Raw genomic sequence first — 18,024 nt, forward strand, 5'->3', positions numbered from 1 at the left:
CACAGGGTTATGTGCCCGGCTGGCTATTGTTTAACGGGCTCGTTAAACAGCCTGCACCTGCCGGTCCATCACCGCGATGCACTCGCGCATTTGCTCACGGCACTGGGCGATGAGCTGGGGCATGTCATCCAGGCTCAATCCCGCCGTGGGAATGGCCGGTAGCGAGCGTATGAGGATGTCGCCGCTTCGCCAGCGATTGAGGCGCATGTGCTTGATGTAGCTGCTGACGCACACCGGAACAATCGGCACCCCGGCGGCGATCGCCATCTGGAACGCGCCTTTCTTGAAGGGCAGCAGATCCTCGCCAAGATTGCGCGTGCCTTCCGGGAACACCCAGATCGATGTGTCCTCGTGCTGCAACGTGTGAGTGGTGGTCAGCATCGACTGGCGCGCCTTGATCGCGTTACCCCGGTCAATCAGCACATTGCCCGCCAGCCAGAACAATTGCCCGAACAACGGCACCCACTTCAGGCTCTTCTTACCGATGCACACGGTGCGGTAGGGCACCACGTTGCCGAACACGAACAGGTCATAGTTGGACTGGTGGTTGGCAATGATCACGCAGCTCTGGGACTTGTTTACCAACGTGTCGACCTCGGCCTTCACCCGTAGACGCAAAATGCACATGGCGGGCCACGCATACAACCTGGCGCATAAACGGCTGTTGTCTGGATTGAACGGCCGACACAACCCCAGGATCACCCCGAGCACACCCGCCAGCACAAAATGCACACCCATCAACAACATACGCAATAAAAACAGCATCTACAGGCCCCGTCGGGACAAAAGGTGGCGCAGTGTACGGATGTGCACTGTTTTCGGCAATTGCCGCTATAGAGGTAGGAGATGGGCGATGTTTGAGCGCATGTTTCCGATTAGCGTGTCAGAAGCAGGCTAGAGCGGTTGTCGGTTTTTAAACAGAGCATGTAAGAAAAAGCCCGACACAGCGGTCGGGCTTTTCGTTTTGCGCTGAGGCAAGTTAACCCATGTGCTCCTGATCCAGCAGGATTGCACTGTCCAGCGTCTCCAGCAGGGCCTTGCGCACTTTCAGCTTGGTGTTCTTGTGGGCGGTCATGTTAATTTTCTTCAACTGACGCGCGGCCTCCAGCGCCGCACCCTGCAGCTCATCGGTCGACACCACCTTGTCGAGGAAGCCGGCGTCCACCGCGCTCTGCGGGTTGAACATCTCGCCATTGATCACCGAGCGATGAAACGCAGACTTGCGCAAGCGATCGCGGGCCAGCTCGATACCGGCGTGGTGCATGGTCATGCCGATCTGCACTTCGTTCAGGCCAATGCTGAAAGGCCCATCGACACCGATGCGATAATCCGCCGACAGCAGCAGGAACGCTCCCTTGGCCACCGCATGCCCTGGGCACGCGACAACGACGGGGAAGGGGTGCGACAACAGGCGACGGGCCAGGGTCGAGCCGGCCGTGACCAGACTCACCGCTTCCTTGGGACCGGCGGTCATCACCTTCAAATCATAACCACCGGACAGAATCCCCGGTTGCCCGGTAATGATCACCACCGCCCGATCCGTCACAGCCTGATCCAGCGCAGTGTTGAACGCGGCAATCACATCCGGCGAGATGGCATTGACCTTGCCGTTGTTCAAGGTCAGGGTCGCGATACCGTCTTCGAGATGGTAGGCAATCAGGTCGCTCATGGCGCTATTCCTTGTAAGAGAAGTGACGCAGACGTTACCCACCGCCGCAGGCCAGGTAAAGCGCTGTGACTGACTCACCGGTCAGCCCCCAGCCCCGACAAACCGCCTGGCCGCCCCATCGCCCGCGCCTTGCTCCATGGAACACTGCACACACAAACCCGAAGATTGGCCGGTTTGCCATGCCCGGACGCGTTTGAAATGCCCGACCACCTTAACCGCATGAAAATTCTGAAAAAAACCTTTGCCATCGGAAAAGCTTTCGACTACATTAGCGCGCCTCGACAGACTGAACAGTTTGCCGAGACACGGTGAAGTGTCCGAGTGGCTTAAGGAGCACGCCTGGAAAGTGTGTATACAGGAAACTGTATCGAGAGTTCGAATCTCTCCTTCACCGCCACATTCTGCAAACACAAACCCCTGATTTTCCTAGAGAAAGTCGGGGGTTTGTGGTTTTTGGCATGCAAAAAATGGCCATATGGGACTGACATGGGACTGGTGCGCTATTTTAGTGCAAAAAACAGAGCGTCGTGACTGATTGATTGGGCATGATCCGGCTGCGATGGACTAGTCTCTGCAGACGCCTCGATCAAGGACGAATCTATGCCAAATAACTCAGACTCCAACATCGCCACGGCAGATGCTCTGACATTGCTTCTACACAACCAGCATGCTCTGGGTGCAATAGAGGAGGTTACGAGATGGCTTTCAGAAAATGGCGCAGTGACTGTTGCAGAAATGCAGCGGTGGCCAGGGAAACCCTCGATAAAAATGCTAAAGCAATTACAGATGCGATTATTCGACTACGGCGCTCATAGAGAGTCGCCCTTCGAATCTCCGGATGATTTGCCTTTTGCCAAATTCAAACTTAATGAGATACTTTCATCAGTGAATCTTGAGTTTGGACGGGCTGCGAAATTCGGGAAAAATTCAGCTCTCAAATGCAACGAAGGGAGGCGAAGTGAAAAGCTCAACTCTAAGCACACTATTAGTGGCAAAGGCAATATTTGAAAAAACCAAATCCCTCGTTAACTCGGGTGATAAGTACTCTTGTACTGCGGGTATAATACTTCTTCAGGATTTTGTTGAATTAGTAGTTCTCGCCGTTCTTGATGAGCTTGATGCAGGCGATCAAAAGAGCTTGGAGTCAAAGTCGTTTGATGAGCTGTTGGGCGAGCTGAAAAAATTAAAGGTTCCAGTGGTGAAGTCTGGGACGATTAAAGCGCTAAATAAGCAGAGAGTTATTTCTAAGCACTACGGGCAGCTGTCGGAGCCGGCTTCTATTATCAATTATTTTAGTACGGCAATAGTTTTTACGGATGCTTTATTAGAGCATGTGATTGGATCAAAACTGCAAGAAATATTTTTAACCGATATTCTTAAAGATAGTCCTTCTAAAGATTTTCTCAAAGAGGCGATAGATGTCGCTGGCAATGGTGGATACCTGCAAGCACTGGCTCTGTTGAGGAAAGCTTTTTTCCTATCATATGAGCGTGAATACTGCATTTACTCATTTAGACAGCAGGAGTCTAGCAACGGATTTTTTGGCTTGCTCGGGATGTTGGGCGGCGGAAGGAAAGCTTACCCTTGGACTAGAAACAAGGCTTGGATAGAGGCGAACGTTAAAGCTCCCGCAGATTACATTCAAGTTGATCATGAGAAGTTAAAAACAGATTGTATGGAGTGGGGGGTAAGCACCGTTGATGTGGAAAATTTCAGACGGCTTACTCCCAAAGTCGTAGAGACAGAAAAGGGGGTTTGGCATCTCGATTATGATACAAATTTTGCTGCTAATGAACTCAGTTTAGAGAATTTCAATTACTGCCTGGATGTTGTTTTGGACTTTCTTTTAAAGAAGCAAGCGTTTGATGATGGGCATAAATGGCCGAAGCGAGTGAAATCTGGTCCTACGCCTATGATTTATATTGATAAGCCAATATTTGAGCGGCCGTCTACGACCTCTGCTATCGTTGAGTATGTAAAAGAAGATTATTATTATACCGTCGATAGAGTTGTGTCGGGCTTTGATGTTAATGAGGAGTTTCTCTACGCTCATCTTTATCCAAAAGATAAAGAGTTTTCTCTCACTCTGGAAGATCATATCTGGGGATATCTTTTGGCCGAATAATTAATCTCCCGCTCCTATAATTCCGCCCTATGGTCAATCGGCCCTCACACCTGGCCTAGGCGTGGTGGCCTTCTTTTAAGGCCTTGGAAACCAGTACCCCCAGGACTGGACCACCATTGCATAACCTCCTGGCTTTGCCGAAAGCGGTGGCCACAGTGGATTCAGTGTTGAGCGGCGCTTAAGTTGTTGTCGGGCGGATCTGCGAGCCTAGCGGCTGTGGATGACCTGCACCAGGCGACCGGCAGGGATCTGAACGTCGTCGTGGGTCAAAAGCACAACGTCACGGTAGGCGGGGACATGCAGGAGCGGATCGAGGGGGTGCGTAAAAGTGTGGCCGGCGCCAGTCAGCGTTTGCAAGCGCCGAAAAACTGGATCGGGTCTGAGGACGTGAACCTGTTTCAGGTGGTGTGCGACGTGCTTGATCTGCTGCAGGATATGAACACGCAAATCGCTTCCCACACTCACGGACCGACACCACCACCTGGGAATGCATCTGCGTTCACGGCAGCAGCGGTCAACGCAAAGTTACTCTTAATGAAACTAAATCCTATTACAAGTTGGTCAGCTTGCAATCAGATCTGACTCGTCAATGAATTTAAAATACTGGCAATAATTTTTAGCGTCTGTGAGGTCGCCCAGCTTAATAAGGTCGGCAGGGTCGTATTTCATTCCGGTATTTGTTTTGTAGAATATAGTCACAATAATCGTAAATGCTGCACTAATAATGCCGAGCAATGCGCCTTTGAAGGAGAGTATATTGCTTTTGATTGTTGTAATTGATGCGCTAATTTCTGGTGCGCCAATGGCAGGCATAAAGCTAAGCGGGTAAATGACTCCTATAAAGAATATAAATAGTACTAATATAAGGGCGATTGATATTTGAGCGGGGGATTCTGGATTCGCTGCTGTTGATTCTAGTAAGTCAGCAACTAATCGTCCGTGATGTTTCGCCTCTAAATAATTTTTCTCTAACTCCTCTCGTTCTTTTTTAACCGCAGGCCACGGCGTGTCATATACATCGCCGTATGTTGTAAATAGTGGCTTATAGCGTGGATTTAACATGTCGCTTATTCTGTTTGCGCTTCCCATAACTTGTGTAATTCCAAGTAGTCCTCCTAAGGGTGAGTTTCTAAGCTCTATTTCTGCTCTGTTGGCGGCCTCCTCGCGTTGTCGTTCTTCGGTGTTAAATTCAAACTGTTTTTCAACGATGTGTCTTAGTTCTTTTTTAATGTCGGTGGTGGAGGAGTATCTAGAGAATTTGTTGTCCGTAATAAATTTTTCCAATATTTCATTTGTGACTTTCGAGGTGTCTTCTTCTGATTTGAAATTTTCTTCGAGAAAGTCGTGAAAGTCTTTGAAGTGTGAATGGTTGAAGTGCAAGTTGTACCATTTTATATTACAGCTGTTAGCGTTGTCTGAAATTTTTCTGGCTTGAATTAGTAGTTGTTTTATTTTAAATTTTTTCTCTGAATATGAAGTTTGGTTTGAGAAGATCTTTGTGATGATGAACGCCCCAAATATCCCCACTATTGCAGCGGCGGATTGGGAAAGAGAACTAAAAAACCAGTTCCAATCTTGAGTCATGGCTTGATTCCTAGCGGCCAACAAAGTTGATAAGATTTATTTATATCGATTATGTCACACCTGGGTATCATAGCAGCGGCATTGTAACTGCGGACTATCAATTTGACTACACAACCCAAAGTTGATCAAGCTTCGTGGTGAAGCGTTGACTCCTCATCTCTCGCCTCACCCCCAATCAGGGTTTGCCGGTACACCTCCGGTGCGGAGCGGTCACAGGCCTCAGTGCTGGTTGATCTGATCCAGCACACTCATAGATTTTTCGGTCGCCTGCGGTTGAGGCTGTGCGAACAGATCATCGGTAAATTTGCCTGGTTACCGCAGACCCATAAATAGCACTTCGGCCTTACTGTATTTGATACCCGGCCGGAATATCCAATTAACCGCTTCGGTAGCGGCCTTGGACAGCAGCCGGACATCATTCGTTGGGTAAGGCAACCCCACTCCACGAGTGCCCCATTGGCATACTTGGCTTCCTCCCGGGCTGAACATGCCGCTACGGATGCTGACGCGCAGCTTTTTGCACAGCGAATTCCGAGCGCGCAGCTTTTCCGCAACACGCTGTGCGTAGAGGCCAGCAGAAGAAATGTCCGGATTTGTGTGGCTGGACTGATCCTATCCCACTAGCGGTCGTCATTTAAACGCGGCAATTGTCTCAGCTACTTCTGCATCAAGCACAGGGTCATGGTTAGGGCTGTTCTTTTTCCACTGTTCCAAAAGGGATAGCAACAAACGAATGGTTAGCTCTTTGTACTCAGGAAAATGGCGAAGCTCATATATGTACGCTCGTTGACTAATGTGCTTCAACTGACCGGCAGCGTCAAAGCCGCTACTAACGGTTCGCAGCAGATAGTGATAGCGCTCATACCGTTGGTTGCGAAGCTCATCTCTACGGACGGTTACATATCTGTACGCAGAAAACGCCAGAACACCCACCGCTATCAGCATGGAAAGAATAGTGGCGATGGTGCCTATGTCAGCTAGGTGATCGATGAAATATTGTCCCATGTATTTTTAACTCTCAGTTATTCAAAGGTGACTACGTCAATGCTAGGCATTGTGTGTGGAGCTGGAGGAAAAATGAAGCGGCTATAAAAAACGTTGTGAAAAAGCACTTATCCCCCTCCCGCCAACGGGCTTTGTGTCGCTTTTTGTGCTAAGGCGGGAAGGGGGGCAAACAATAGCTCCGCCTAGGCCGGCTGTGGGCCCTGTGGTTGTTGCCGTGATTGCACGAAGTGCAAGGTTTTGAAAAAAAGTGCAGTGGGTTTGCACAGCGTTGTGTCGGGCGCGTGAATTGATCAGGGGAAGGGGATGGCCGGCCCACGCGGTCTGCAGAGGTGAAAACCGCCAATAGACGCAGTTTTCGTTTTTGGAACTGTTGGCACCACCGGAATTTTAGTCATCATCCAGCCTAACCCAAATCTAGCTGAAAGGCCCAGCCAGTAAGGCTTTCCGGTGTTCTGCACCATTGCACAGCGTTACCAAGAAATTGGCAGGTTTCAGCGCCGGTTAAGAGGGGTAGAGAATTGTCATAAAATGGAGGGCGCTCGGCCATTTTTCAAACGTGGGCTGGGAAAAAGGTAATTTTGGTAACGGAGGGATGAAAAATAGCTAGGGCCGTTGCTGGACTTGGCTCTCAGGCATTACCTCAAGAGGTAATTTTTGGTAATGGTTAGGGTAATAATTTCTGAAGTGCCCGATTTTACTGGGTTTGAGGGCTATCAGGGATTACTAATAAGAAAGGTAATTTCCTAACCTCATACTTACCAAATTATTACCTCTGCGAAATTCGCTGAAAGCCACGATTTTCAAGGCTTCCAGAGGTTGGCTCATGCTCCATTACCAAAATTACCTTTTTCCCATGGGTCAACATGAAACGTCGGAATGGACTTCGCGACCCTGTTCTACAACCTGGTGCGCAAAACCCATGGGACTGGCACGGGACTGAGATCCAAAATCTGGCTCCTCTGCAGCCCTTATAAACCGGGGGGGTATGCTCAGAAAACCGCAAACGGGTAGTTTCGAATCTCTCCTTCACCGCCACATTCTGCAAACACAAACCCCTGATTTTCCTAGAGAAAGTCGGGGGGTTGTGGTTTTTGGCGTCTGGAAAAAGCCGATATGGGACCGGCGGGCGACTCCCCGCGTGCTGGCGGCAACCACGCATAGGAGCCAGGCTCAGGTGCCCACGCCGTTCCACCAAACAGCATCGGGCAATCTCACAGCAGTATCGAGCAAAAGCTTCCGAGCCCATGCCGTTAAGGTTCCTCTTGAAGAGGTTCCTATCAACGTATTGTTGTGAGAGAAAGATCATGACCCCATGGATGAGTTTGGCTGTGCGCCTTCAGGCTGTCGCGCTGTGTTTGGTGCTTTCAACGAACACGGTTTCAGCGTCGCAAGCCGCTGACCAAAACATCAATACCGACCTGGTGCGCCAAGCATTTACCAACTGGCAACAAGGCCAAGGCACGGTTTTCGATCTGCTGGCGCCCGACGCAACGTGGACCGTATCTGGATCAAGTCCGGTTTCTGGTGTGTATAACAGCAAGACGGATTTAATCGAACGAGCCGTACGACCGATCACCGCTCGGCTGGCAACGCCCATTTCCCCTACCGTGCAAAGCATTGTGGCTGAGGGCGATGTCGTGGTGGTTCTCTGGAAGGGAGAGGCCATGGCCCTTGACCGCAAGCCCTACAACAACACTTACCTGTGGCACATGACACTCAAGGATGGCCAGATCACAGAGGTAACAGCCTTTCTGGACACCTACGTGTTGAATGACCTTATGCGTCGGGTTGATCCTGTTCGGTAATAGCCCGCAAAAAGACGGCTCGTTGAATAAACGAGCCGTTTTTTTATGCCGGTGTTATCAAGGCAAGGGGCTGGCTATCAAAGATGATCCGCATCAATCACAGCCTTGGCAAACGCTTGCGGATCTTCCTGCGGCAAGTTGTGGCCGATGCCGCCGCTGATCAACCGGAACTCGTACTTGCCGGTGAAGCGCTTGGCGTAATCCTCGGGAGCTGGGTGCGGCGCGCCGTTGGCATCGCCTTCAAGGGTGATGGTCGGCACGCTGATGGAGGGCGCCGTCGCCAGTTTCTGTTCCAGCGCGTCGTATCGGGTCTCGCCCTGGACCAAGCCGAGACGCCAACGGTAGTTGAATACGGTGATCTCGACGTGGTCGGGGTTTTCCAGCGCCTTGGCGCTGCGGTCGAAGGTGGCGTCATCGAATGCCCATTTTGGCGACGCCAGTTGCCAGATCAACTTGGCGAAGTCGTGGGTATTTTTCTCGTACCCGGCGCGGCCACGGTCGGTGGCGAAATAAAACTGATACCACCACTGCAACTCGGCCTTGGGTGGCAGCGGGTTCTGACCGGCGGCCTGGTTGCCGATCAGATAGCCGCTGACCGCGACCAGCGCCTTGACGCGCTCCGGCCACAGGGCCGCGACGATGTCCGCCGAACGTGCGCCCCAATCGTAGCCACCGAGCACGGCTTGCTTGATTTTCAGCGCATCCATGAAGTCGATCACGTCACTGGCCAGCGCGGCTGGTTGACCGTTGCGAAGCGTTTTTTCGGACAGGAAATGCGTATCGCCGTAGCCCCGGGCATACGGCATCAGCACGCCGTATCCCTTCGCTGCCAGCAAGGGCGCGACTTCGTCATAGCTATGAATGTCGTACGGCCAGCCGTGCAACAGAATCACCACCGGCCCATCGGCGGGGCCGGTTTCGGCATACGCCACGTCCAGCAGACCGGCCTTGATATGCTTCAGCGCACCGAACGGGGAGGGCGTTGTATGCGTGACGCCGGACTTGTTCGCGGTTGGCTGCGCGGCGCTGGTGGATTGCCCGTGGGCTACCCCGAGCGCGCCGAACAGACTGAGAGCGAGGATGGATGAGCCGAGCAGGCGGCGATGGGTTTTACCGGTTTTGCTGTGCTGCAGTGCCGTTTTCATGGTGATGCCTCCATTGCGAGCCATGGGTCAGGGGCTCTGGTTGATGCCCTTGAAACCTTGGGTGCATTTGAACGGGGCAACGTATCCGGGCTGTGTCGAATGGGAGGTAAAAGTGCAAGGTTATGTAGCGATGTATCCTCGGGATACACGAGGATACATCGCAGTAAGATTGTCGGTGGCTAACGATTTTGGCCAACTGCAGGACCATTCTGTCGCAGATAATAATTGTCGAACTCGCCGCTTTCGATGAGTTGGAAACCGTGGCGGATGTAGAAGCGATTCGACGCGCTTTCTTTGAGAGCGCCCACTCGTAATGGCAGCGCAGCGGCATCCGCCTCTTTGAATATTTGGCTGAGAACAGCAGAGCCTATTCCTGATCCCTGCGCGTCAGGGCGCACGTACAAGTGGTCAAGCAAGAGTTCATTGCCGTGACGTTTGATGACTACGAACCCCACCCTCTGTCCTGTTACCACGATGTGGCGTGTGCAGTCTGGTTTAAAACCGCCTAGAAATCGCTCGCGTGCGCGCACGGGATCAAATCGCCCGACACGCTCAAGACTTTCGCGCATGGCTTCGATTCTGACGGCTACCAGATCGTCCAGGTCGCTGTTTTGAGCGGGGACCAAGGTGACAAGCGAATGGGGTGTGAGGGGCATTATTTCGTGCTCTATCATTTTGCCGAAAGACGTTGATCAGTGTGAGATTGTTGCCTGCCGAGTGCGGCATCCTGGGCGCGCGAGGGGCCGGATAAAAACCGGGATCAGGCATATCCCGGTGGAAGCCGGGTCGCCACATGGTTCCAGCATCTGGCGATCTCCACGGCAATACTGCCGCTGGGTTTTCGGACCTCGAGTTGATCATTTATCGTGAGCTGCTCCAGCAGCCACTCATCCGTCCATCCCGCCCATTCGCCTGCGACGGACCTGAGGTTTGCTTCCAGGACCGGGAACACTTCATTCCATAGGATGCTGTGGATTACCTTAGGTGAATAGCCGGTTTCAAGGATCACGCGAGCGATGTAGTCGTAGGTTAATGCGTCGATCTCGGTGTCGAGAAACAGTGATGAAAGGGCTTGCCAGATTTTCAGGCGATTGGGGTCAGCGGCTTTCATGCTTTGTCCTCTGCGGGTTTGGGAAAAAGCGGTCTGGACGACATGGGGCAAGGGCAGAAGAGGTCTTCTTATCGATTATCTCCTCGCAGACAAGACGACCCACTATCGCTGCCAAGGTGACTCCCGGATGCATCGCGCAAACATACATGCCGCCGATATCGGGTAGATAGCCGATGATCGGGATACCGTCGATAGGAATGGGTCTGAGTCCGACACAGGCCGACTCTGGTCGAATGGAAATAACCCCGTGTAATTCGTTCTGAATGACCCTGGCGGTCCTAAGCGCCATTTCCCCTGGCTGGTTTTCCAGAGCGTCGTCCAAGTAGTCTTCTGCTGCGACTAACGTACCGTTTGCGCTTTGTCGGACTTCCATTTCAGGGCTTGAGATGATGGTGTGCACGAGGTTGGGTTGTGATGTGTAACGGATGAATATTGCAGGGGATGCCTCTATTGGAAGGGACACTTTTAGCGTCTCTGTCAGCTTCGCGATACCCGTCCCAGCTGCCAGTACAACTATGTCGGCATCGATGATGCCCCGTGTGGTTTCTACGCCCGTTACCTTTGTCTTCTGAGTTGTAAAGCCAATGACCCGAGTCTGAGTCAGAACTTTCGCTCCATGAGCCTGAGCGCCTGCGATCAACGCATGGGTTGCTTGCACTGCGTCCAAAGCGCCTTCTTCAGCGTTATACAAGGCCTGTTGAGGGGGATTTTTGAGATTTGGCTCAAGGTCGAGAATTTGCGAACGGGATACCAAGGTGGCCGAAGCTCGATTCGCTGAGGCTTGCCGCACTCCATCCGGGCTCGTGCCATAGGCCAGAGAGCCAGTCCATTGCACCTTCAGGTCCGGCAGCTCCGTTTCGAGTCGACGGTACTCCGTGATGGCTGCACCTCGCAATTGCGCGACTGGGTCGTGCCCGCTGTGTGAGGTGTTGATCCATGCGAATGAGCTTCCAGTCACTCCAGACGCTATATCTTGAGCTTCGAGCAGGGTGACATTCGCACCTTTGCCCGCCAGATGATATGCCAGGGATGCGCCCACGATGCCCGCGCCAATGACAACAACTCGTGTATCTACAGCAATGGCCATATCAACTTCCTCCCTGTCGACCGCACGATGGTACAACAGCTGCATTGATCGCTGATCACTCGGAGCAAGAACTCAAGATGCAAGCCCACATTCGTCTCGCAACCCCTGAGGATGCAGAATCGATAAGCAACGTAGTGATCAGCGCCCTGCGTCAATCCAACGCCAACGATTACCCACCCGAGGTAATCGCCCAGGTTGAGCGCAGCTTCTCTGTTCAGGCAGTTCAGCTATTGATGGAGCAACGTCGGGTTTATGTGGCGTCTGTCGATCAATGTGTCGTCGCGACGGCCAGCCTCGACGGAGGTGTTGTCAGAAGTGTTTTTGTCGAACCGCAGTGCCAGGGAGAAGGCATTGGCGAGCAACTAATGTCCGTCATTTGTTCGGCCGCTCTCAACAGGGATCTGGACGTTTTGCTCGTGCCTTCCTCCATCACGGCAGAGGGCTTTTACGCAGCGCTGGGCTTTCAGAAAGTACGTGATGAACTTCACGGCGCCGAGCGCACGATTATCATGCGCAAATTGTTGTTGAAGTAGTGCCTGCTCAATCCCTGACTCGGTTGGAACAGCCCATCGCTTTTCAATACATCGGTGATCAGTGCTACAACATGTTCAGTTTTGTCCCTAAGGCAGGATGGTTTCGGGACGCCATAACATTTGAAAAGGAACTTCACTATGGAAACCATCCCCACGATTCAGACCCGCCGTCTCATTCTCACACCACTGCAACTGGCCGATGCACCGGCTATCCAACAGCTGTTTCCGCACTGGGAAGTGGTGCGTTATCTCGACAGTCGCGTGCCATGGCCCTATCCGGAAGACGGCGCGCTGACGTACGTTCGCGACCATGCGCTTCCCGCCATTGCGGCCGGGCGCGAGTGGCATTGGATGATCCGCACTTGCGAAGATCCGGCACGTTGCATCGGCAGCATCAGCCTGTACGATCAACCGGGCAACAACCGTGGCTTTTGGCTGGCGCCTCAATGGCAGGGAAAGGGCTACATGCGCGAGGCCTGTGAGGTTATCAACGCCTATTGGTTTGAAACCCTGGGGCGTCCCGTCATGCAAGTTCCCAAGGCGGTGGGCAATCATGCTTCGCGTAAAGTTTCGGAACACGAAGGCATGCGCATGATTGCAACGCGGCAGGGTGATTTTGTCTGTGGGTCGTTGCTAAAGGAAGTTTGGGAAATGACGCGGGAGGCATGGCTTGAGAAAAAAGCGGCTTTGGGGCCATTGAGCAGGGAGCAATGAGTCTGGTCGCTTTTGACGATCATTAATTACAGTCGCCGGACCTGAATACGCCTACAGGGTAAAGGAGTGAAAAAAATGGATATTCCACAGGATTTCAAACCGTTATTTCGGAGCAGTCCTTTTCTTGATCTACTGGGCCCTTTCTACTATCGGGAAAACGCCGAAGGATTCACCGTTGGGATTCGGGTCGAGGAGAAACACACCAATGCGCGTGGACTCGCTCACGGAGGGTTGTTCATGGCGCTGGCTGACATTGCTTTGGGCTACAGCGCTGCCTTCTCGAAAGATCCGCCCCTCAAGCTCGTGACGACCACAATGACCACTGATTTCGCAGGCTCCGCTAAGGTCGGTGATTGGTTGGAGGCGGCTGTCGATATTCAAAAGTCCGGTAGCCGACTGGTTTTCGCCAATACCTATATAAGCGCTGGGGAGGAGCGCGTGGTACGAGCCAGTGCGTCTTTTCTTGTGGTTGGTTGAAAGCATCTGGAGACGCACTACAAACGTCGAGCTTTGCATCCAAGCCCCGCTGCGATGATGCACAGCGTGCTTAGTTTCACCGTCAGCAGTGATCAAGGAAGAACACATGGAACCGACACTTAATCGAATCATGCTGTACGTACGGAACGTCCCGGCAACCTGCGCTTTTTATGAGCAACATTTCGGCTTTGTCAGTGAAAAGCATGCCGATGATCGCGTCACGGAATTGAAGCCTGCAAACGGTGGCGCGATTCTGATGGTTCATGCGGCAGGGAAGAGCGTTAAAACGGGACAAGTCACAGTCAAGCTGGTTTTTGATACCCGGGATGTTGAGGGCTTCAAGGAGAAGTGCATGGCCCAAGGCTTGAAGTTTGGCGCCACCCACAAGGCCGACGGCTATTCATTCGCCAATGCCAAAGACCCTGATGGCAACACCATCTCTATTTCCAGTAGAGCGTTTGCATGCCGCTGAACTTTCACAAAATGCACGCCAACGGCGATGATTTTGTTGTCGTGGACGCGCGAAACTCAGCCAACCCCATAACCAGTGCCCTGGCCCGGCGGATGGGTGATCGCAACCGAGGCATCGGTTTCAATCAGCTCGCGGTGATGCTCGATTGTGAGGATGCAGACGCACGCCTGATGTTCTGGAATGCAGATGGCTCCACGCTGGACGTTTGCGGCAGCGCGACGCGGGGCGCTGCGGATCGGCTGATGCGCGAATCGAATGTGACTTCGATAACGCTGCGCACGAACCGCGGTCTGCTCACTTGCGAACGAACTTCAACCGGTGCAATTTCCGTCAACATGGGGCAGCCGCTTTTCGGCTGGTCGGACATTCCCCTGGCTGGGGACCTGGATAGCGCTGTTCTGCCACTGGCGGGTAGCCCGATAGCGTGCAGCATGGGCAACCCACACTGCACTTACTTTGTGGATGATCTGGCCGACGTTGATATCGCGACAGTCGGACCGGCAATCGAAACCAGCGCGCTGTTCCCGCTCAAGACCAACGTGCATTTCGTTCAGGTCATCAATCGAAAGCACATTCGTTTGCGCATATGGGAACGGGGCGGTGGCATCGCACTCGGCTCAGGTTCCTGCTCTTGCGGCGCCGCTGTGAACGGGATTCGTCGTGGCTTGCTGGATCATTGTGTTGAGGTTGAATGTGATGGTGGAAGCGTGACGGTTCAATGGGATGGCCGGGGACCGGTGTTTCTCAGCGGGCCGGTAGAGGCAACGTTTTCGGGAGCTATCCCCGATCGTTTTCAGCAAATCTCCACCTGATAGCGAAAAGTGTCGGCTGCGCCACGCGACAGTCGGTATTCCAGTGGTTGACGGTCGTAGCCCAGGGCCACCCGTTCAACTACCACCACTGGGCTGCCGGCGGTGACTCCCAGCGTGGCGGCCAGTGGCTCATCGGCCGAGGTGACGGTGAGGGTTTCCCGGGCTGATGCGACGCGCATGCCGCAGCGTTCTTCGTAGAAGGGGTAGAGCAGGGTGCCGAAGTCGTTCAGGTCGGTGTCGAGCAGGGCGCCGAATTGAGCGGCCGGTAGCCAGATCTGCTCGTGGAACAGCGGTCGGCCGTTGATGAGGCGCAGGCGCTCCAGGCGGATGGTGGCGTCGTGCTCGGTCAGATTCAGCGCCTGGCGCACGTGGGCGTCCGGGGTCTCCTGGGTGCGACTCAGGATGCGGCTTTGCGGCACTTGCGATTGACCGCTGGCATCGACCTGTCGAAAGAAACGAAACAGTGAACCGTCGAAGTTGGGTCGGCGCACGAACGTGCCACGGCCCTGGACGCGCAGCAGTAACCCTTCCCCGACCAGCGTTTCCACCGCTTTGCGTACCGTGCCTACCGCAACGCCGTAGTGGCGGGTCAGTTCTGCCTCGGTGGGAATGGCTTCACCGGGCAGCCATTCGCCTGCGGCGATTTTCGCCAGCATCTCTTCACGCAGTCGTTGATAGAGCGGCAGTCGCTCGTCATGTCCAAGGTGTGTAAGGGCCATACCGTCAATCCAAATCCAAGCAATGCGCCACTTTACCTCACTGGGCGCGTTGACAGGGATGGTTGTTTATAGATATGGTCATCCAGTCATCTATATGAATTTTAGGTCTGTAATCACCTTACATGCCTGGCGGGCTCCCACAAAAAATCAACAAAGGCAGCTTCCTGATGTCCCTGTCGTTCGAAGGTATAGATACTCACGCCCACATATTCCGACATGACTTGCCCATGGCGAGTGATCGTCGCTACAGCCCTGATTACGACGCCTTGGCCGAGCACTATCTGGGGCATCTGGATCGCTGCAACCTTGCCCAGGGCGTGCTCATCCAGCCGAGCTTCCTGGGAACCGACAACCGTTTCATGGTCGAGGCCCTGCAACGTTATCCGCAACGTTTGCGAGGCATCGCGGTGGTCGAACCGGACATCGAGGATGCACAGCTCCAAGCTTTGGCCAAGGCTGGCGTGGTAGGCATTCGCTTGAATCTGATCGGCAAGGCGCCGCAGGACTACATCGATGCACGCTGGCAAACGTTTTACCAGCGACTGGCCCGACTTGGCTGGCAGGTTGAAATCCAGTGCGGCTTCGACGCCTTGGTCCTGGTTGTACCGTTCGTTCTGGCGAGCGGCGTCACGGTGGTCGTGGATCACTTCGGTCTTCCGTCCAATGGTATCGACCCGAGTAACCTCGCCCATCAGGGCTTCCTGGCCTTGCTCGGCGAGGACCGGCTGTGGGTCAAGTTGTCTGCCGCCTATCGCAGTCAGTCAGACCTGCCCCGCGCGGCTTGCGTGTTGGCGCAATTGCGCCAGGCATGTGGCGGTATCGATCGTTTTGTCTGGGGCAGCGATTGGCCCCATACCCAGTTCGAGTCGCGCACCGGCTATGACGCGCAATTGGCCTTTGTGCATGCCTTGTTTCCCGACCCGGTGGAGCGCCGGCAGGTGTTGGTGGATAACCCCACAACCCTGTTCGGCTTTGCTGCGTCGACGCGTTGAACTCCCCATAACAAAATAATACGGAACACACATCATGATGAGCCTGTACGTCGTCGCCGCGATCGTTCTTGCTGTCGCGCTGGGATACACCACCAAAATCAACATCGGCCTGTTCGCCATCGCCTTTGCCTATCTACTGGGCTGTTTCGGCATGGGCTTGAGTCCTTCCGAAATCATCGCCATGTGGCCGCTGAAGATTTTCTTCATCATCTTCTCGGTCTGCCTGTTCTACAGCTTCGCCATCGTCAACGGCACGCTGGAGAAACTGGCCGAACACCTGCTCTATCTCTGTCGTAACGTGCCGCACCTGCTGCCTTATGCGGTGTTCCTGACCGCTTGCCTGATTGCCGGGCTCGGCGCGGGTTACTACACGGTGCTGGCTTTCATGGCCCCGCTGACGCTGCTGCTGTGCCAGCGCACGGGCATGAGCCTGATACTCGGTGGCATGGCGGTGAACTACGGGGCCCTGGGCGGTGCCAACTTCGTGTCCAGCCAGAGCGGTATCATTTTCCGAGGCCTGATGACCGGCCTGGGTGTTCCTGAAAGTGAAGCCTTCATCAATGGCCTGGCGATCTTTGCCAGCACCATGGTCATTCCGCTGGTGGTCATCACTGCGTTCGTATTCTTCGCCGGCCACGGCCGTGCGCTGAAGAGCGCGGCGGTCGCGATCGAGACGCCGAGCCCGCTCAACCGTGAGCAGAAAATCACCTTGTGGCTGACCTTGCTGATGATGCTGATTGTGTTGGCCGGTCCTATCGCGCACATCCTGTTCCCGGACAATGCTACGGTGACGTTCGTCAACTCGAAGGTGGACATTGGCCTGATCGCCAGCGTGTTCTCGGTGATTGCGCTGGTGCTCAAGCTGGGCGACGAGCGCAAAGCCATCGCCTCGCTGCCTTGGGGCACACTGATCATGATTTGTGGTGTGGGCATGCTGATTTCGGTGGCGATCAAGGCCGGCGCTATCGACGCTTTGGCATCGTGGATTGGCGGCAATATCCCACCGGTGCTGGTAGCCCTGGTGTTCGGTGTCGTCGCTGCGCTGATGTCGATTTTCGCCAGCACCTTGGGAGTGGTTACACCCGCGCTGTTCCCCATGGTGCCGCCGCTGGCCGCCGCCATGTCGATCGACCCCATGGTGCTGTTCATCAGCATCGTGGTTGGCGCCCAAGCCACCTCTATCTCGCCGTTCTCCTCCGGCGGCAGCCTGATCCTGAGCTCCTGCGCCGATGAGCAGAGCCGAACCCGGCTGTTTCCCCAATTGCTGCTGCGTGCCGCGCCCATCGGCTTCGTCGCGGCCATGCTGTTTAACCTTGCGCTGACTTTTATCTGAAGAGTTCGTTTTGGTAGGTCTGGGAAGTTGATCGTTCCCACGCTCTGCGTGGGAATGCATCCCGTGACGCTCTGCGTCATCTTCCAGAAGCGGAACGCGGAGCGTCCCTGGCGACATTCCCACGCAGGAGCGTGGGAACGATCGAGGTGCAATTCACTCAAGACCTGCCTGAACCACTGTGGCGAGGGAGCTTGCTCCCGCTGGGCTGCGCAGCAGCCCCACTTTCACCGCCATTGCTGATGCGACTGGCGCTTAAGATCGAAGACTCAGCTCTCAGGGGTTATGACTGACTCTGGAGCGGGTTCAGCAGCCAGTTTTAACCGGTCAGCCTTACTGATGTATTTGGATTTCTTCGGCGGGGCCAGTTTGGCACTCGCCTTTTTTGCGTGAGCTTTTAGTAACTGATTTATTTTTTTACGACGATTCATACTTTTCTACTCG

At 54.0% G+C, this 18,024-nt stretch carries 21 protein-coding genes, 1 tRNA gene and 2 pseudogenes; 12 read left to right on the forward strand and 12 right to left on the reverse strand.

The window, feature by feature from the left end:
- Positions 1 to 42 precede the first annotated feature (42 nt).
- Together HQ912_RS09450 and HQ912_RS09455 are read right to left on the reverse strand one after the other, a co-directional pair.
- Positions 43 to 765 carry a lysophospholipid acyltransferase family protein gene (locus HQ912_RS09450; protein ID WP_047228240.1) on the reverse strand — a complete coding sequence of 241 codons (723 nt, stop codon included), beginning with the start codon at positions 763 to 765 and terminating at the stop codon, positions 43 to 45.
- A 214-nt stretch (positions 766 to 979) separates the two neighbouring features.
- Positions 980 to 1,669, reverse strand: a complete 690-nt coding sequence (locus tag HQ912_RS09455) for a crotonase/enoyl-CoA hydratase family protein (RefSeq protein ID WP_047228241.1) — start codon at positions 1,667 to 1,669, stop codon at positions 980 to 982.
- A 307-nt stretch (positions 1,670 to 1,976) separates the two neighbouring features.
- Here HQ912_RS09455 and HQ912_RS09460 point away from each other — a divergent pair.
- The 4 genes and pseudogenes from HQ912_RS09460 to HQ912_RS09475 all read left to right on the forward strand — a co-directional run.
- Positions 1,977 to 2,066 (forward strand) — tRNA-Ser (locus tag HQ912_RS09460).
- A 203-nt stretch (positions 2,067 to 2,269) separates the two neighbouring features.
- Positions 2,270 to 2,484, forward strand: a pseudogene (locus HQ912_RS09465) (hypothetical protein).
- A 143-nt stretch (positions 2,485 to 2,627) separates the two neighbouring features.
- Positions 2,628 to 3,794: a hypothetical protein gene (locus HQ912_RS09470; protein WP_173406705.1), complete on the forward strand. Its 1,167-nt coding sequence runs from the start codon at positions 2,628 to 2,630 to the stop codon at positions 3,792 to 3,794.
- Between the two features lie 174 nt (positions 3,795 to 3,968).
- Positions 3,969 to 4,376, forward strand: a pseudogene (locus HQ912_RS09475) (hypothetical protein); the annotation flags it as partial.
- Here HQ912_RS09475 and HQ912_RS09480 read toward each other — a convergent pair.
- The 4 genes from HQ912_RS09480 to HQ912_RS09490 all read right to left on the reverse strand — a co-directional run bounded on the left by HQ912_RS09480 (position 4,356) and on the right by HQ912_RS09490 (position 6,383).
- Entirely contained in the window at positions 4,356 to 5,378 is a 1,023-nt protein-coding gene (locus HQ912_RS09480; RefSeq protein WP_173406706.1) for a hypothetical protein, read from the reverse strand. The pseudogene HQ912_RS09475 and the gene HQ912_RS09480 overlap by 21 nt on opposite strands.
- A gap of 106 nt (positions 5,379 to 5,484) precedes the next feature.
- On the reverse strand, positions 5,485 to 5,535 hold the full coding sequence (locus HQ912_RS27750) for a hypothetical protein (protein WP_260990086.1): 51 nt from the start codon (positions 5,533 to 5,535) through the stop codon (positions 5,485 to 5,487).
- Between the two features lie 155 nt (positions 5,536 to 5,690).
- Positions 5,691 to 5,963: a hypothetical protein gene (locus tag HQ912_RS27755; protein WP_313959892.1), complete on the reverse strand. Its 273-nt coding sequence runs from the start codon at positions 5,961 to 5,963 to the stop codon at positions 5,691 to 5,693.
- A gap of 45 nt (positions 5,964 to 6,008) precedes the next feature.
- Complete coding sequence (locus tag HQ912_RS09490) at positions 6,009 to 6,383, reverse strand: hypothetical protein (protein WP_173406707.1); 375 nt, start codon at positions 6,381 to 6,383, stop codon at positions 6,009 to 6,011.
- Between the two features lie 1,304 nt (positions 6,384 to 7,687).
- On the opposite strand from HQ912_RS09490, the gene HQ912_RS09495 reads away from it, so the two are divergent.
- Positions 7,688 to 8,188, forward strand: coding sequence for a nuclear transport factor 2 family protein (locus HQ912_RS09495; protein WP_230682628.1), 501 nt, complete (start codon positions 7,688 to 7,690; stop codon positions 8,186 to 8,188).
- A 77-nt stretch (positions 8,189 to 8,265) separates the two neighbouring features.
- Here HQ912_RS09495 and HQ912_RS09500 read toward each other — a convergent pair whose 3' ends face one another.
- The 4 genes from HQ912_RS09500 to HQ912_RS09515 all read right to left on the reverse strand — a co-directional run bounded on the left by HQ912_RS09500 (position 8,266) and on the right by HQ912_RS09515 (position 11,531).
- Positions 8,266 to 9,333, reverse strand: coding sequence for an alpha/beta fold hydrolase (locus tag HQ912_RS09500; protein ID WP_173406708.1), 1,068 nt, complete (start codon positions 9,331 to 9,333; stop codon positions 8,266 to 8,268).
- A gap of 179 nt (positions 9,334 to 9,512) precedes the next feature.
- Positions 9,513 to 9,989 carry a GNAT family N-acetyltransferase gene (locus tag HQ912_RS09505; protein WP_173406709.1) on the reverse strand — a complete coding sequence of 159 codons (477 nt, stop codon included), beginning with the start codon at positions 9,987 to 9,989 and terminating at the stop codon, positions 9,513 to 9,515.
- Positions 9,990 to 10,093: 104 nt separating this feature from the next.
- Positions 10,094 to 10,444, reverse strand: coding sequence for a hypothetical protein (locus HQ912_RS09510; RefSeq protein WP_173406710.1), 351 nt, complete (start codon positions 10,442 to 10,444; stop codon positions 10,094 to 10,096).
- The gene (locus tag HQ912_RS09515; RefSeq protein WP_107323254.1) at positions 10,431 to 11,531 is read right to left on the reverse strand and encodes an NAD(P)/FAD-dependent oxidoreductase; all 1,101 of its coding nucleotides are present in this window, start codon (positions 11,529 to 11,531) and stop codon (positions 10,431 to 10,433) included. Before HQ912_RS09515 ends, HQ912_RS09510 begins: the two co-directional genes overlap by 14 nt.
- Before the next feature lie 77 nt (positions 11,532 to 11,608).
- Here HQ912_RS09515 and HQ912_RS09520 point away from each other — a divergent pair, with 77 nt between their 5' ends.
- The 5 genes from HQ912_RS09520 (at position 11,609) to dapF (ending at position 14,539) form a co-directional block, all read left to right on the forward strand.
- Positions 11,609 to 12,064: a GNAT family N-acetyltransferase gene (locus HQ912_RS09520; RefSeq protein ID WP_173406711.1), complete on the forward strand. Its 456-nt coding sequence runs from the start codon at positions 11,609 to 11,611 to the stop codon at positions 12,062 to 12,064.
- A gap of 138 nt (positions 12,065 to 12,202) precedes the next feature.
- On the forward strand, positions 12,203 to 12,778 hold the full coding sequence (locus HQ912_RS09525) for a GNAT family N-acetyltransferase (RefSeq protein ID WP_173406712.1): 576 nt from the start codon (positions 12,203 to 12,205) through the stop codon (positions 12,776 to 12,778).
- A gap of 75 nt (positions 12,779 to 12,853) precedes the next feature.
- Entirely contained in the window at positions 12,854 to 13,255 is a 402-nt protein-coding gene (locus HQ912_RS09530; protein WP_047228246.1) for a PaaI family thioesterase, read from the forward strand.
- Positions 13,256 to 13,361: 106 nt separating this feature from the next.
- Positions 13,362 to 13,727 (forward strand): VOC family protein, encoded by a 366-nt coding sequence (locus HQ912_RS09535; protein ID WP_173406713.1) that lies wholly within the window; start codon positions 13,362 to 13,364, stop codon positions 13,725 to 13,727.
- Positions 13,718 to 14,539, forward strand: a complete 822-nt coding sequence (dapF, locus tag HQ912_RS09540) for a diaminopimelate epimerase (protein ID WP_173406714.1) — start codon at positions 13,718 to 13,720, stop codon at positions 14,537 to 14,539. The genes HQ912_RS09535 and dapF overlap by 10 nt, the downstream gene beginning before the upstream one ends.
- On the opposite strand, the gene HQ912_RS09545 is transcribed toward dapF, so the two are convergent.
- Positions 14,521 to 15,258, reverse strand: coding sequence for a GntR family transcriptional regulator (locus tag HQ912_RS09545; protein ID WP_173406715.1), 738 nt, complete (start codon positions 15,256 to 15,258; stop codon positions 14,521 to 14,523). The genes dapF and HQ912_RS09545 overlap by 19 nt on opposite strands.
- Positions 15,259 to 15,425: 167 nt before the next feature.
- Between HQ912_RS09545 and HQ912_RS09550 the strand changes: the two genes are divergently transcribed.
- Together HQ912_RS09550 and HQ912_RS09555 are read left to right on the forward strand one after the other, a co-directional pair.
- On the forward strand, positions 15,426 to 16,250 hold the full coding sequence (locus tag HQ912_RS09550) for an amidohydrolase family protein (protein ID WP_139049485.1): 825 nt from the start codon (positions 15,426 to 15,428) through the stop codon (positions 16,248 to 16,250).
- A 34-nt stretch (positions 16,251 to 16,284) separates the two neighbouring features.
- A complete protein-coding gene (locus HQ912_RS09555; RefSeq protein ID WP_047228249.1) occupies positions 16,285 to 17,583 on the forward strand; it encodes an SLC13 family permease in 1,299 nt (432 codons plus the stop codon).
- A gap of 266 nt (positions 17,584 to 17,849) precedes the next feature.
- Here HQ912_RS09555 and HQ912_RS09560 read toward each other — a convergent pair whose 3' ends face one another.
- Positions 17,850 to 18,011, reverse strand: coding sequence for a DUF2986 domain-containing protein (locus HQ912_RS09560; protein WP_076383854.1), 162 nt, complete (start codon positions 18,009 to 18,011; stop codon positions 17,850 to 17,852).
- Positions 18,012 to 18,024: the final 13 nt, after the last annotated feature.

Origin of the sequence: Pseudomonas sp. MPDS (genome assembly GCF_013283895.1) — a bacterium.
Classification (GTDB): Bacteria; Pseudomonadota; Gammaproteobacteria; order Pseudomonadales; family Pseudomonadaceae; genus Aquipseudomonas; species Aquipseudomonas rhizophila.